Annotated in this window: 20 protein-coding genes; all 20 read right to left on the bottom strand. The window is 61.2% G+C overall.

The window, feature by feature from the left end; genetic code table 11:
• A partial coding sequence (locus Q0H50_RS06050; RefSeq protein ID WP_294420513.1) for a phage portal protein occupies window positions 1–829 on the bottom strand: 829 nt, incomplete at its 3' end.
• 16 nt (window positions 830–845) lie between these two features.
• Entirely contained in the window at window positions 846–2,519 is a 1,674-nt protein-coding gene (locus Q0H50_RS06045) for a terminase TerL endonuclease subunit (protein WP_294420511.1), read from the bottom strand.
• Complete coding sequence (locus tag Q0H50_RS06040; RefSeq protein ID WP_294420508.1) at window positions 2,500–2,958, bottom strand: hypothetical protein; 459 nt, start codon at window positions 2,956–2,958, stop codon at window positions 2,500–2,502. Before Q0H50_RS06040 ends, Q0H50_RS06045 begins: the two co-directional genes overlap by 20 nt.
• 150 nt (window positions 2,959–3,108) lie before the next feature.
• A complete protein-coding gene (locus Q0H50_RS06035) occupies window positions 3,109–3,444 on the bottom strand; it encodes an HNH endonuclease (RefSeq protein ID WP_294420506.1) in 336 nt (111 codons plus the stop codon).
• Window positions 3,445–3,601: 157 nt separating this feature from the next.
• Window positions 3,602–3,754 (bottom strand): hypothetical protein, encoded by a 153-nt coding sequence (locus tag Q0H50_RS06030; protein ID WP_294420504.1) that lies wholly within the window; start codon window positions 3,752–3,754, stop codon window positions 3,602–3,604.
• A gap of 66 nt (window positions 3,755–3,820) precedes the next feature.
• Entirely contained in the window at window positions 3,821–4,000 is a 180-nt protein-coding gene (locus tag Q0H50_RS06025; protein WP_288577784.1) for a hypothetical protein, read from the bottom strand.
• Window positions 4,001–4,247: 247 nt separating this feature from the next.
• Window positions 4,248–4,682, bottom strand: a complete 435-nt coding sequence (locus Q0H50_RS06020) for a hypothetical protein (protein ID WP_294420501.1) — start codon at window positions 4,680–4,682, stop codon at window positions 4,248–4,250.
• A 342-nt stretch (window positions 4,683–5,024) separates the two neighbouring features.
• Window positions 5,025–5,366: a hypothetical protein gene (locus Q0H50_RS06015; protein ID WP_294420500.1), complete on the bottom strand. Its 342-nt coding sequence runs from the start codon at window positions 5,364–5,366 to the stop codon at window positions 5,025–5,027.
• Window positions 5,366–5,674: a hypothetical protein gene (locus Q0H50_RS06010; RefSeq protein WP_294420499.1), complete on the bottom strand. Its 309-nt coding sequence runs from the start codon at window positions 5,672–5,674 to the stop codon at window positions 5,366–5,368. Before Q0H50_RS06010 ends, Q0H50_RS06015 begins: the two co-directional genes overlap by 1 nt.
• Window positions 5,667–6,017, bottom strand: coding sequence for a hypothetical protein (locus tag Q0H50_RS06005; protein ID WP_294420498.1), 351 nt, complete (start codon window positions 6,015–6,017; stop codon window positions 5,667–5,669). Before Q0H50_RS06005 ends, Q0H50_RS06010 begins: the two co-directional genes overlap by 8 nt.
• Window positions 6,018–6,027: 10 nt before the next feature.
• Window positions 6,028–6,231: a hypothetical protein gene (locus Q0H50_RS06000; RefSeq protein ID WP_294420496.1), complete on the bottom strand. Its 204-nt coding sequence runs from the start codon at window positions 6,229–6,231 to the stop codon at window positions 6,028–6,030.
• On the bottom strand, window positions 6,228–6,656 hold the full coding sequence (locus tag Q0H50_RS05995; protein ID WP_294420495.1) for a Lar family restriction alleviation protein: 429 nt from the start codon (window positions 6,654–6,656) through the stop codon (window positions 6,228–6,230). Before Q0H50_RS05995 ends, Q0H50_RS06000 begins: the two co-directional genes overlap by 4 nt.
• Before the next feature lie 50 nt (window positions 6,657–6,706).
• Window positions 6,707–6,907 (bottom strand): hypothetical protein, encoded by a 201-nt coding sequence (locus tag Q0H50_RS05990; RefSeq protein WP_294420494.1) that lies wholly within the window; start codon window positions 6,905–6,907, stop codon window positions 6,707–6,709.
• A 16-nt stretch (window positions 6,908–6,923) separates the two neighbouring features.
• Window positions 6,924–7,277: a hypothetical protein gene (locus Q0H50_RS05985; RefSeq protein WP_294363153.1), complete on the bottom strand. Its 354-nt coding sequence runs from the start codon at window positions 7,275–7,277 to the stop codon at window positions 6,924–6,926.
• Window positions 7,277–7,555 (bottom strand): hypothetical protein, encoded by a 279-nt coding sequence (locus Q0H50_RS05980; protein ID WP_288579475.1) that lies wholly within the window; start codon window positions 7,553–7,555, stop codon window positions 7,277–7,279. Before Q0H50_RS05980 ends, Q0H50_RS05985 begins: the two co-directional genes overlap by 1 nt.
• On the bottom strand, window positions 7,552–7,713 hold the full coding sequence (locus Q0H50_RS05975) for a hypothetical protein (protein ID WP_294420492.1): 162 nt from the start codon (window positions 7,711–7,713) through the stop codon (window positions 7,552–7,554). The genes Q0H50_RS05980 and Q0H50_RS05975 overlap by 4 nt, the downstream gene beginning before the upstream one ends.
• Window positions 7,710–7,979, bottom strand: a complete 270-nt coding sequence (locus Q0H50_RS05970) for a hypothetical protein (RefSeq protein ID WP_288579471.1) — start codon at window positions 7,977–7,979, stop codon at window positions 7,710–7,712. Before Q0H50_RS05970 ends, Q0H50_RS05975 begins: the two co-directional genes overlap by 4 nt.
• Window positions 7,954–8,127 (bottom strand): hypothetical protein, encoded by a 174-nt coding sequence (locus Q0H50_RS05965; RefSeq protein ID WP_294420490.1) that lies wholly within the window; start codon window positions 8,125–8,127, stop codon window positions 7,954–7,956. The genes Q0H50_RS05970 and Q0H50_RS05965 overlap by 26 nt, the downstream gene beginning before the upstream one ends.
• Complete coding sequence (dnaN, locus tag Q0H50_RS05960; protein ID WP_294420486.1) at window positions 8,124–9,185, bottom strand: DNA polymerase III subunit beta; 1,062 nt, start codon at window positions 9,183–9,185, stop codon at window positions 8,124–8,126. Before dnaN ends, Q0H50_RS05965 begins: the two co-directional genes overlap by 4 nt.
• Window positions 9,169–11,071 (bottom strand): DNA methyltransferase (locus Q0H50_RS05955; protein WP_294420484.1); only part of this gene is annotated, 1,903 nt, incomplete at its 5' end. The genes dnaN and Q0H50_RS05955, both read right to left, overlap by 17 nt.

Genomic DNA, 11,071 nt, shown 5'->3' with positions numbered 1-11,071 from the left:
CGCCCATGTTGGTCATATCGCCGTACATGATTGACTTCGGGATTTTGAACGCCACGGCGCACGCATCGTAGATTTCCTTGCGAAGCTCAGTGATGTCTGCGGGTTCCGTCTTGTTCTCGATCTTCACAGGCTCAAGGTGCTGGCCCTTGGTCTCCATGTACACGCTGTTTGCGTTGCCGATGAACGTTTTCAGGTTGGCTTTGAGCATTTCCTGCAAATCGCCCTCATCGGCCCTGGTGCCGGTCGGCGCGCGTTCGATGGATACCTTGTACTTCTGGCCGCATGTGTTGCGATACGCCGTCATCGCCTGGCCCATCATCTGGGCGTACTGGTCGAGCGTCTGTTCGACGTAGCTGGATATGTTGCGGTCGTTCAGCTTGAAGTACATGCAGTTGTTCGCCGAGAACGGCTTGCTGTAGCCGTATCTTTCAACGGATATGTTCGTGAAAAGGTTGTTTCCCAGCTGTCGTTCCTGCTGCGTGAACCCGTCTGCAACGTAGAATCGCCCCCTGATGGGGACCACGAGCGCCTCGCCGGTGCGGCAAAGCCGCTCCATGAAATAGTTCCAGAACTGGCTGGCCGATTGGTTAGGATTAGGGTCGTAGTTGAGCCGGTACCATAGCTCGTTTCGGGCCTCTTTGCCGTGCTCGTACACGCGTATGGTGCACATGGCTATGGCGTTCGCCTTGTACGATATCGCCGTTTCCAATGCGCACAGCTTGAAGTAGGCGGCAGCGGCAACATCCGCCGAAACCACTCCCCCGCCGCCTGCGGCTGGCTTCATCTCCGGCGTTTTCACGCGCAGGCTCAAAAATTCTAACAGTCCCACGGCATCACCTCCTTTCCTAGAACGTCAGGGGTGCCATGAACTCTATCTCGGAGGTTTCGGGCAGCTGGTCGGACGCCGTGAAGGCGGCGGCAAGCGCCATGAACCCGTCCGTTTTCCTAGATTTGGGCTCGATTTTCTCGAAGCTGTAGTTGCCGTGAGCCGATGCGACCAGCTTCACGTTGTTGGTGTACCAGCGCATCATGGGGTCTTCTCCCCAGGCTATGGTGCCGTTGAGAAACGCCGAGTTGATGACGGGCTGCACCTGCATCAGATCGGACGGACGCGCCAGCTTCACCGTCTTCTCCTTGGCGGAAAATCCGATTTCGTCGAGCGCCCTCATGAACGTGGTGTGGCGGTAAAAGTCGATTGCTCCGCCCAGCACGTCGTATTCGGCCATCTGCTCGTAAATCCAATCGCAGACTAGCGACGGATGTATCTCCACGTCGTCCACGTACTCCAGGATTCCCATCTGCTCCCACTCGTCGAGCGGCGCGCGGATGCGCGGCAGGTCGTTCGACCGCTTGCATACCCACGAATGATGCATCGCCATGTATTCGCCGTTTCGGCGGAACAAAAGCGCCGCCGCCACGAAGTCTTGCGTCTTCGCGAAGTCGATGCCGAACACGCACGGCATGCCGCGAAGATCGGGAAGCGCGCGGCTGGCGGTTTTCAGGTTCTCGTAATCGGTCACCTGGTAATCAGGATTGCCTGACGGCAGATTCATGCGCTTGGTCATGAAGTCGGCGTTTCCTGCCGGGTTTACCAGAAAATCGGCGTATTCCTCCTCGATTTGCTGCATGAGCACGGGAAGGTACGGCAATGAAGGGCATGCTTTGGGCCACATGGCCTTGTCGTGCACCTCTTCGGCGGCGTCCAATTTCCAGATAAGCGGCAGAAAGCCGTTGTCAGGCATCTCGCCCGCCAGGATGCGCCGGGCCTTTTCGAGCAGGTTGTCGAGCACGCCGTCGCGAACATCGCCGTCCGTGGTGGTGTACAGGCGGCGCGGATGCGGCTTCTTGCCCAGGCCGGTCGTGAAAACCTTGATGTTCCGCCAGTCTTGGTAGGCGTGCACCTCGTCGAAGATGACCATGCCGGAGCGCAGGCCGTCCTTCGATTTCGGGTTATCGGTTCGGTATTTGAGAGTCGAGTTCGTCGAACGGCATGTGATGTGCTCGAGGTTCCATTTGAAGCCCTTCTGGAACTTCGCGCGCTTGCCGGTGTTCTCCAGGATGTTCCACACATCAGAGAACGACGTCTTGGCCTGCTCCTCCGAGTTTGCGCATATGTCTACGTCGTAATCCCGGATGCCGTTGACCTTGGTGAGAGCGCAGAACGCAACGAACGAGTCATATCCGTTCTTACCGCCGCCGCGCCCCATATAGACAAGCTCCTGCGACCATCGAGGAGTGCCGTCCGCCTTGAAGACGCACATGAACAGCGTGAAGGCGAACCACTCCCACGGAAACAGGTCGAACGGGAAGTATTTCTCGTACGATCGATACTCTTCGATTCGCTCATAGTCGATTATGAGCCGCTCGTTGGCGAACACATCGCGCAGATAGGCCATCAGCTGATGCTGCTCCTTGCATGCCGGGACCTTTCCGGTCTCGACCATGCGCATGTATTCGCTTATCTCAGGGCAGGTGATGCGCTTGCGCTTGACGGCGCGGCTAGAATTCGCTCTCGTCATCGTCTTCACCGCCGGAAGGGACGACAAGCTTGCAGCGCGACGTTACCGTAAGACCTAGGGCGGACGCGCTCGTATGAGCCTGCTTGAACGCCTTATCCTGGGCAACCTGCAGGCTTTTGATACCGTCAACATCATCTAGCTTCACCAACTTACTCGTAAGCGATTCAAACAAACGTTCTGATACAAGGTATCGAGCCAGCAAATCGGCATCCGGCTGGCCGAACTGCTCGGGCATGATGTCGCTGAGCATCTCGGCGTAGCGGTAGAACGCATCGACCAAATCGGGCCACTCGCTGAGGTACTCGGGGGCCTGCACCGCGCGAAGGTGCGGCGGCACGGTCGCTTCCTCGGCCTTGCGGCGCTCCTTCTCGGCTCGCGTCAGATGCGATTTCCCGCGCGCCACGATCACATCGACGGGCTGCTTATGGCGTCCTGCCAACGGCCCCACCTCCTATCGGTTTTTCCCAAAAACGGAGAAAAAGTCAGCCTGTCGGGTTTCCACCCCCGTTGCCTTCCCCTCCCTTAAAAGAGGGCTATGGGGGGCGGGGGGTATGTCGCTCTCGGCGGCTCCTCGCGCCGTGTCGCGTGTTCAGTCCCACCGTTCGGCCGTCAAGTCTTTCCGTTTGTTTTTCTTCGCGCTCCGCCGCTCGCCGTTGCATCTGTCGTGCGCTTCGTTGTGGCATCGGTTGCACAGAGGGCGCAGCACCTCTCGCGGCGCGCCGTCGGGGCCTTGCACCCATCGGGTGAGCGCCAGCCCCGGGAACTTGCGCACCTCCTTCTCGTGATGCACCGTGTCGGCTCGCGTGTACTTGCCCTTGGCGGCGCACGCCTCGCACTCGTTGCCGTGATCGTGCATAACCTGCGCCTTGAGGGCGCGCCATTCCGGCGTCTTGTAGAACGCGTACAGCTTCCCTTGGCTCTCCAACTCGCGTATCCAGGACGCGAGCGGCCTGTCAGTCGGCACGTGCGTTTAGCTCACCTCGTTTCAGGACATAAGAAAAGCCCCGCTTTCGCAGGGCTTCCCGTGGTACTATGTGCTTGCTTGTTTGCGGGGCCGGGGATTTCTCCCCGGCCTTGTTCGTTTAATCCTTCAGCGTCTCAATGATGGTGTCGAGCTTTCGCTTCCAGGCTTCCGCGTCTCCCTCCAGGCCTTTCAGCTCTTCGAGGTGCAGCACCAGCATCTTCTTGAAGGTTTCGAACTCTTGGTTGTTCATCTCTTCTTGCCTTTCGTCCATGGCTCGGGCCTTTCCCTTGCCGGTGTCTATATTATACTATATAGTCATCAGCAAGTATATAGTAAACTACATAGGTTTTTGGATTTCTTTCCGAATCAGCCGCTTGATCTCGGCGTTCACGTTGCCGCAGTTCTCCAGGTACTCGATGACGTCCTTGTCCGTCTCGTTGTTGCACCTGCAAACGAACGTTCGCATATGGTTCTTGATGTACTTCACCGTGGCTTTCGTCTGAGCCGCCGTTGCCATAGAATCACCCCCTCTCGGCTGCGATTAGTATACTATATACGCGCCTTTGGGATGACGGCATGGAACACGAAAGCCGCCGGTGCCACTGACGGCGCCGACGGCTTTCGTGCTGCTTACGCATTGCTGTCTATGTCGAACCCGCTACTCGAGCGTCCCACGAGTTTGCACCGACCGCTCTTGTCGCTTTCTCGACGTGTACAAGATAACAGCTTACCCCCGATTAAATGCGATTAAGTTGCCGAATCGGCTACATGTACCGCCATGCGCACCTGAGCGCGTTTCGGTGGATGTACCGCTCGTTGCTCTCGGAATAGCCCATGTCGTGAGCGGTGTTCACCGCCCCTTTGCCGTCTATGTATCGGTAATGGAGGCATTGACCCCAGATGTCGTTCGCCTGGCCCACTCGGTTGATGACCCTTCGGACCTCCGCCCTGGCGCGCTCCCATTCGGCTATCTCCTCCGGTATGCGCTCCGATATGTCGCACAGCCTGGCCACGCCTTCGGCCATCTTGTCTCCGATGGCCGAGTTTCCGCCGCCGCCTTCGCCGCCGGTAGATGCCGTGATGGAGTACACCTGGGATTCGATGCGCTCCTTCTCGGCGATGAGGCTCTCGATGTTGCGCGTCGCGCGCTGATAGGATTGCAGGTAGCGACGAACCTCGGATTCGTTGTAATCGGTCAATTACTCATCGCCCCCGATCGCAATCGTCTCAGGCTCGTATCCAGTGACGAGCGTTTGCAATGCGGCGAAGTCATTGGCATCGAGGTGAAAACCTCTGCCGCTTCTCATATCCACAGCCTGCGCTTTCTCGCGGAACGCCTCTATGCGCGACGTGTCCAACACGACAATGCACCCGTTTTGAAGCTTCGCCTGAAACCAGCGACTACATGCTGTCATATGGCTACCTCCCTTCATTGCGTTCGTCTTCGCACGCTCCTGCGGCGACGCACGCCCATGCGAAGAACGCGAGCGATACGGCAATTCCGCCGAAGAAGCACCCGGCGATGAACCATCCTGCGGCGCTCATTCGCGCACAACCCCTCGCCCGCACTTCGGGCAGTAATTGAACGTCCCCTTGATGCGGTAGCCCTCGTAATCCTCGACGCGGTTGCCGCACTCGCTGCATTCGAAGCCGTTGTCGCAGGCTCCCATCTCGTGCCAGTCGTAGACGTTTCGACACGTCGGGCGATCAATGAGATCTGCCAGCAGATGGAATATATCTCCCTTGCCGACGACCGCGCGGATTGCGCTGAGCGCCATGGCATTGTGCACTTGCGGCGAGCGCAGAAGCGGCACCCTGTCAATATGCTCGTCGAGACCGCGCAGCTTTGCCGCAACCTCTCTGCGCTCTTCGTCGCTAATCATCACTCCCACTCCCTTCCGCAGTTGCCGCAGCAGCGCAGCGGGACCACGCCGAGGCCGTCCCTGACCACCGCGTCTTTGCGCGTAAAGGCGCCGCAATGCGCGCATCGCCAGTAAGCACCGTTATGCTCCTGCTTCGCCGTCGGCCTATCGATGAGGTCGGCCAACCTGCGCATCACTCCGCGCCAGCTGCCATCTTCGGCCTTAGTGATGGCGGCGAGGTTCTTTTGCAGACTTAATCCGCCCAGGTCGTCGTTCGCCGTGTAGCGCATCTTTTTCACTATCGCCCGGCGCTCCTCGTTGCTAATCATCGCCGCACCACCCCTCCGGCATATCGTCGACCCTGCGCTTGCTCGTGTACGTGATATCGATGATTCGCTCGAGAATGAACGGCTTCCCGCAGCTCGGGCATTCGTACGCGTCATCGTATTCGCCCTCGAACTCCCAGCTGTCGGTGTCTACGTATCCGCACCATGGGCACGTGATCTCTTCCTTGTCCGCCTGCTCGTTTTCCCATGCATGTTCGCGCTCGAATCGCTTCTCGCAGTCGTCGCACCACGAACGCCCGAGCTTCCCCGCGATTGGGCCGCATGTCCACGGCACGAAGTTCGACGTAGGCTTGCCGCATAAATCGCATGTGTACATTTCGCTCATAGGAGGCTCCTTACTCGTAATCGACCAGAGCCTGGCGAGCGACAAGCGCCGATACCGTCGCTTTGCTCAGGCCGTAGTCACCGGACAGCTGCTCGACCAGGCGGCGAAGCAGCCTCGCGGATTCGTCCTCATGCTCCCCCGCGTCCTCGGCGCACCAAATGGCGAGCTGCGCGTCAGCCGCGCGAAGGAACCTCTCGTCTTGCTTGATAATCACCGGAACCGCCTCTCAATCTCGACAATTCCGCCGTCCGGGTCGATTGCCTGCACCCGGACATCTCGGGGCAGGTTCCAATCGGCCTCCTTGTCGGACACGATGCAATGCATGCAGTCTCCGGGCCTCAATCCGTCGTTTATCGGGGACACCTGCCTGCGCTCGTGGAACGCGTACCATCCCTCGTGCACGCACCCGCTCGCGTCGGTGTACCTGATGCGCGGAATCTGCGGCATCGGCTCCGTTTTCGGCAAATCGCCGTCTTTCACGCTCACGACGTCGGCCATCCTGCGGTTCCAATCCTTCGCCGGGTCTTCCGACACGGCAGAGGTCCTGATGCCGCAATGCCGGCATTCGACGATTCGCCACGAGCCGAAATGGATCACCCGGGGTTCGCCGCCGCAAAACGGGCATGGCTTCAGCTCCATTCCATCCTCCTAACGTTCGGCCAGAACGGCCATCTGAATCGGGGTAATCATCATTCGTCATCCTCCTCCTCGGCCGGAAGCTCCACGCCGCCGCCGAGCACGCAGCGCCCGACCTCGCGGCAGTTCGTCCATATGGGCCTTCCGGCCAATCCGCACTCCGTCTTGGTTCTGTAGCGCCCCATCTCGTGGGGGCAGCTCTCCGGCTCGGGGTCGGCGAACAGGCTGAGCTGCCCGGAAAACTCGCTCTTCATCGGCGCATCGGGCGGTTCACTTCAGCCACCTTTCCTTGAACCCGCTCAAATCACGGTCACCGGTTTTCACCGACCATGCCAAATCGCTCAGCATGTCGCTTACCGCGATGCTCGTTTTCGTGATCTCGAACGCCGCCATGTCGAGCATGTGGGCCACGTCGCGCGGGTCTGCGCTTGCGTCGCTGGCGGCATCGGGGCCGCAAGCGGCGCGCAGCTGCTTCGCCCATCCGCCATCGATCGCATCCACCATTCCCGCCGCATAGGCGGCGCCGATGGGGTCCACGCCGTCCCTGGGCGCGAAATCCCGCATGGCCTCGGTTTCCGCCGCCTCGATTTCATCTGCGACGGCCAGGACCTTCGAAGCGTCCATCACGCATGCACCGCCTTCCGAATCGCATCCGCCCATTCCGCGAAGACGCCATCGCCCATGGCGTCGGCCAGCCCGAGCAACGCTTCGCGGTCGACCTCGCGCCGGTTGCCCCTCGCCCTCCACGCCATGCCGTCTTCGATGAGCTGGCGCAGCTCGCGATAGCCCTTCGCCGTCATCGCCGCCGAATAGGAGCCGCATTGGCCGCGCCGCTCGAACTCGTCTGCCTTGTCGTCCGCCCAATCGAGCCAATCTTCGGGCGTTATCTTCGGCGCGCTCATTTGCCCATCCTCTCGCCGCAAACCGGGCAATATGCGGCCTTGGGCGGCGCGCCTTTGCGCCACGCCGTGGCGGTCACGTACGAGCCGCACCGCTTGCACGCGCCCTCATGTCGGGATTCGTACAGCACAGGCGGATTCGATTTCGGTTTCTTGCTCATAGGTACCTCGCCTTCTTCTCGGCCTCGTGGCATTTCCCGCAGTGCATGTCGAACGCGAGCGGGCAGATATCGCCGGGGCACTTGCCCGCGGAGGAAAGCTGCTCGCACTTCGTCTCGATCGCGCATCTGCGGTAATAGTCGCGCTGCTTAATCGCCTCGTTGGCGCGGCGCACCGCCTCCTGGAAGGCGTGGCGGTACGCCGCCACCTGCAGCTCGGCGATTTCACGCGGCACGGTGTCGTTATGCTTGACCTTGCGGCGCGCCATGGTTCACCTCCGATGCCTTGTACTCGACTTCGTAAACCTCGCTCATGTACGTGTCCCGGTTGCGCATCGCGAGCAAATCCGCCTCATATCGCTCCTCGAACACGGCCACCGGCTCATCGTCGCAGGTGACCACGTATACCGCGCTCATCGGTCCATCCTTACGGGCATGATGCACGCCTGGAAGCCGTCTGCGGTCACGTAGATGGGCTTGACGGGGCTGATGAGCTCTATGCGCACCTCGTCGGCGGGAGCCGCTCCGAGCGCGTCTGCCAGGTACTGGGCCTGCATGCCCACATGGCACTCTCCGTCGTAATCGATCGCCTCCAGCTCCTCCTCGTACGCGCCCGTCTCGTCGTTGCGGGAGAGCAGGCATTCGGGGCCTATCTGCATCCGCACGTATCCCTTGCCGATGGCCTGGGCGCGTTTGACCGCGCTGCGAAGGTATGCGAGGTCGAAGGCGGCGGACGCGATGCGCTCGCCGTCGAAAAGCTGCTTGACGTTCGGGAACTTGCCCTCCACCGTGCGCGTGGTCCACACGCCCGCATCGGTCTTGGCCTTTATCTGGCCCGCCGATGCCGTCAGCACCACGTTGCCGCCGCATTTGACGGACAGCACGCCGTCGAGGAATGCGACGGGCGCGCAGCATTCGAACGGCGAGCCGTCGATGCCCATCCACGCCCGGCCCACGCGGAAAGAGTCCGTGCATTCCATGGTCAGCGTGGCCCCGTCCGATGCGATGCGCGCGCACGTGAACACCTTGCGGGCCTCGTCCTTCTTCGCGGCGAACGGCTTGCACGCGGACACCATGGCCGCGAGCACGGCGAAGTCCAGCACGAGCGAATCGCCCTCGACGTCGGGGAAGCCGGGGAAGTTGCCCGGGTCCAGAGCGGGCAGGTCGAACGCCGTCTTGCCGCACTTGACGATGATTCCGCGCCCTCCGTCCCTCAGGGTGACCGCCTTATCGGGAAGCGTCTTCACGACGCCGGAAAGCGCGAGCGCGGGCACGAGGGCGCATCCCTCTTCCTCGACCAACGCCATGGCGAAGCACCTGACGGACTCGTTCATGTCGGTCGCGGCCGCGTCGAGTCCGTCCCCTCGCGCATCGAGCAGGATGCACGAGAGATAGTCCACCTTCGCCGCGCGCGCCAGTTTAGCCGGGGCGGAAATCGCCTGCTCCAGCGCGTCTTTGCTAATCGTTATGTTCATCTGCGTCCTCCATCATGTCGAAAATCGATACCTCGTCGCGCCTGCGCTCCGCTTCGCGCAGGTTTTTGACCGCTTCGCGGAAATACGAGGGCTTCAGCTCGATGCCCACGTACTCGCGCCCCATGAGAATGGACTGGTAGCCCTCCGAGCCGATGCCGCCGAAAGGGGACAGGACCACGTCCCCCGGGTTGCTCCACAGCCCAACGCATCGCTCGATGACGTCGAGCTGCAACGGGCAGATGTGGCGCTCATCGTCCGCGTCTTTGGCGTTGCGCCCGTTCAAGGTGTTGGATTGGTCGATGTCCATCCACACCGGCGATGCCCATTCCTGCCACCGGGAGACGGGAAACTCCTCGGACGTGTGGCTGATGGGTTCGGGGTTGTCACCGGGCTTGCGCATGACCACGACGTAATCCGGCACGCCCTGGCGGCTCATGGACGAATCCTTGCGGATGGTCTTGTGCAAAAGCCCAAGCGCCTTCGTGCGCTGCATGGCGGTTACGGGGTTCTTCCATATGGTCACCTCGGAGTGGTAGACGAACCCCGCGCGCTCGAACGCCCGGATGACATCGCCTCGGAAGTCCTTCAGCCCGATGACGCCGTCGCGCTGCTTGGATTTGGGCAGGTTCATGCAGTGGATGCAGCACGAACGGCCGGGCATCAATACGCGGTACAGCCCGTCGATCAAATACTCGAACTGCTCCCAGAACTCGGCATCGTCCTTGCAGTTGCCCATGTCGTGCTCGCTGTCGCTGTAAGTGTAGAGGCTGGCGAACGGCGGGCTGAACACGGCCAGCCCGAACAGGTCATCGGGGAATTCCTCCAGGCGCTCCACGCTATCGCCCAGAAGCATCTGCCAGCATTTGCCCTCGGCGTCCGCGTAGGCCGCATCGGGCACGTCCGCCTCGGCGGCGCCTGCAATCTGCCGCTCGGTCTCTTCCGCCATCGCGGCGATCATGCCGCGCTTCGTCTCCTGCATCTGCTCCTCTTTTCGCTTTATCGCGTCCACCGACGACGATTCCTGGACGGTGGTGAACACATGGGCCTCGACGGGCTTTCCCTGGCCGAAGCGCCAGCAGCGGCGCACGGCCTGATAGAACTGCTCGTAGCTGTAGGACAGGCCGCAGAACGCCATCAGGTGGCACTGCTGCCAGTTCATTCCGAACCCGCAGATGCTCGGCTTGCTGACGATGACGCGGTATCTCCCTTCGGCGAACCCGGTCATGGCGTCCGCCTTGCTCTCGGCGGAATCGCTGCCGCGAACCTCGACCGCATCGGGAATCGCCTTGGCCAGAGCCGCCGATTCGTCGTTGTAATCGCACCATACGCACCATTGCTCGTCCGATGCGTTGACCATGGCCGCGAGGTTCTCCACCTTCCAATCAAGCCCGGCCTTGCGGGCGCGGCGCTGGCCGGCCAACCCCTCCTCGGGCAGGGCGAACAGCACGCCGTCGGGGACGTATCCCGAATCGCCCGTGTGCGTCACGATGTCGAGCGCGGGAAGCTCGTATCCGTCATCGGGGTATCCGATGTCCCCGGGGCGGGAGATCATGACGGCCCATGTGGCCATCCACCGGTAGAAGTCCGCAGCCGCATGGTTCTTGAGCCGCCATTTCGACGTGTCCCCGCCGTCGTGGGTGAAGAACATGGCCAGCATCTCCTCGCGCTTCATCGCCCCGACGATCTCAGCGTGCGTGCCGAGTTCCATCTGGTCGTTAGGGGCGGGCGTCGCGGTGCAGCACAGCACATAGGGAACCATGCTCAGCTGCGCGGTCAGCGCCGTGCGGGTCTTGGAGTCGTGGGCCTTGATGATGCTCGATTCGTCCAGGACCACGGCCGCGAAGTCCATGAAGTCGAAATGGGACGCCATCTCGTAGTTCGTCACG

The sequence above is a fragment of the uncultured Senegalimassilia sp. genome, assembly GCF_934632265.1.
Classification (GTDB): Bacteria; Actinomycetota; Coriobacteriia; order Coriobacteriales; family Eggerthellaceae; genus Senegalimassilia.
The sequence above is the reverse complement of the archived record's forward strand: the minus strand, read 5'-3'. Positions and strand labels throughout refer to the sequence as shown.

Excerpts from the sequence above, each read along its gene's own strand:
- Q0H50_RS05970 (WP_288579471.1), bottom strand. The coding sequence starts at position 7,979 with ATGGCGCGCCGCAAGGTCAAGCATAACGACACCGTGCCGCGTGAAATC.
- Q0H50_RS06025 (WP_288577784.1), bottom strand. The coding sequence starts at position 4,000 with ATGGCAACGGCGGCTCAGACGAAAGCCACGGTGAAGTACATCAAGAAC.
- Q0H50_RS06005 (WP_294420498.1), bottom strand. The coding sequence starts at position 6,017 with ATGAGCGAAATGTACACATGCGATTTATGCGGCAAGCCTACGTCGAAC.
- Q0H50_RS05980 (WP_288579475.1), bottom strand. The coding sequence starts at position 7,555 with ATGAGCGCGCCGAAGATAACGCCCGAAGATTGGCTCGATTGGGCGGAC.
- Q0H50_RS05965 (WP_294420490.1), bottom strand. The coding sequence starts at position 8,127 with ATGAGCGCGGTATACGTGGTCACCTGCGACGATGAGCCGGTGGCCGTG.
- Q0H50_RS05975 (WP_294420492.1), bottom strand. The coding sequence starts at position 7,713 with ATGAGCAAGAAACCGAAATCGAATCCGCCTGTGCTGTACGAATCCCGA.
- Q0H50_RS06030 (WP_294420504.1), bottom strand. The coding sequence starts at position 3,754 with ATGGACGAAAGGCAAGAAGAGATGAACAACCAAGAGTTCGAAACCTTC.
- Q0H50_RS05990 (WP_294420494.1), bottom strand. The coding sequence starts at position 6,907 with ATGAAGAGCGAGTTTTCCGGGCAGCTCAGCCTGTTCGCCGACCCCGAG.
- Q0H50_RS05985 (WP_294363153.1), bottom strand. The coding sequence starts at position 7,277 with ATGGACGCTTCGAAGGTCCTGGCCGTCGCAGATGAAATCGAGGCGGCG.
- Q0H50_RS05995 (WP_294420495.1), bottom strand. The coding sequence starts at position 6,656 with ATGGAGCTGAAGCCATGCCCGTTTTGCGGCGGCGAACCCCGGGTGATC.
- Q0H50_RS06045 (WP_294420511.1), bottom strand. The coding sequence starts at position 2,519 with ATGACGAGAGCGAATTCTAGCCGCGCCGTCAAGCGCAAGCGCATCACC.
- Q0H50_RS06015 (WP_294420500.1), bottom strand. The coding sequence starts at position 5,366 with ATGATTAGCGACGAAGAGCGCAGAGAGGTTGCGGCAAAGCTGCGCGGT.
- Q0H50_RS06010 (WP_294420499.1), bottom strand. The coding sequence starts at position 5,674 with ATGATTAGCAACGAGGAGCGCCGGGCGATAGTGAAAAAGATGCGCTAC.
- dnaN (WP_294420486.1), bottom strand. The coding sequence starts at position 9,185 with ATGAACATAACGATTAGCAAAGACGCGCTGGAGCAGGCGATTTCCGCC.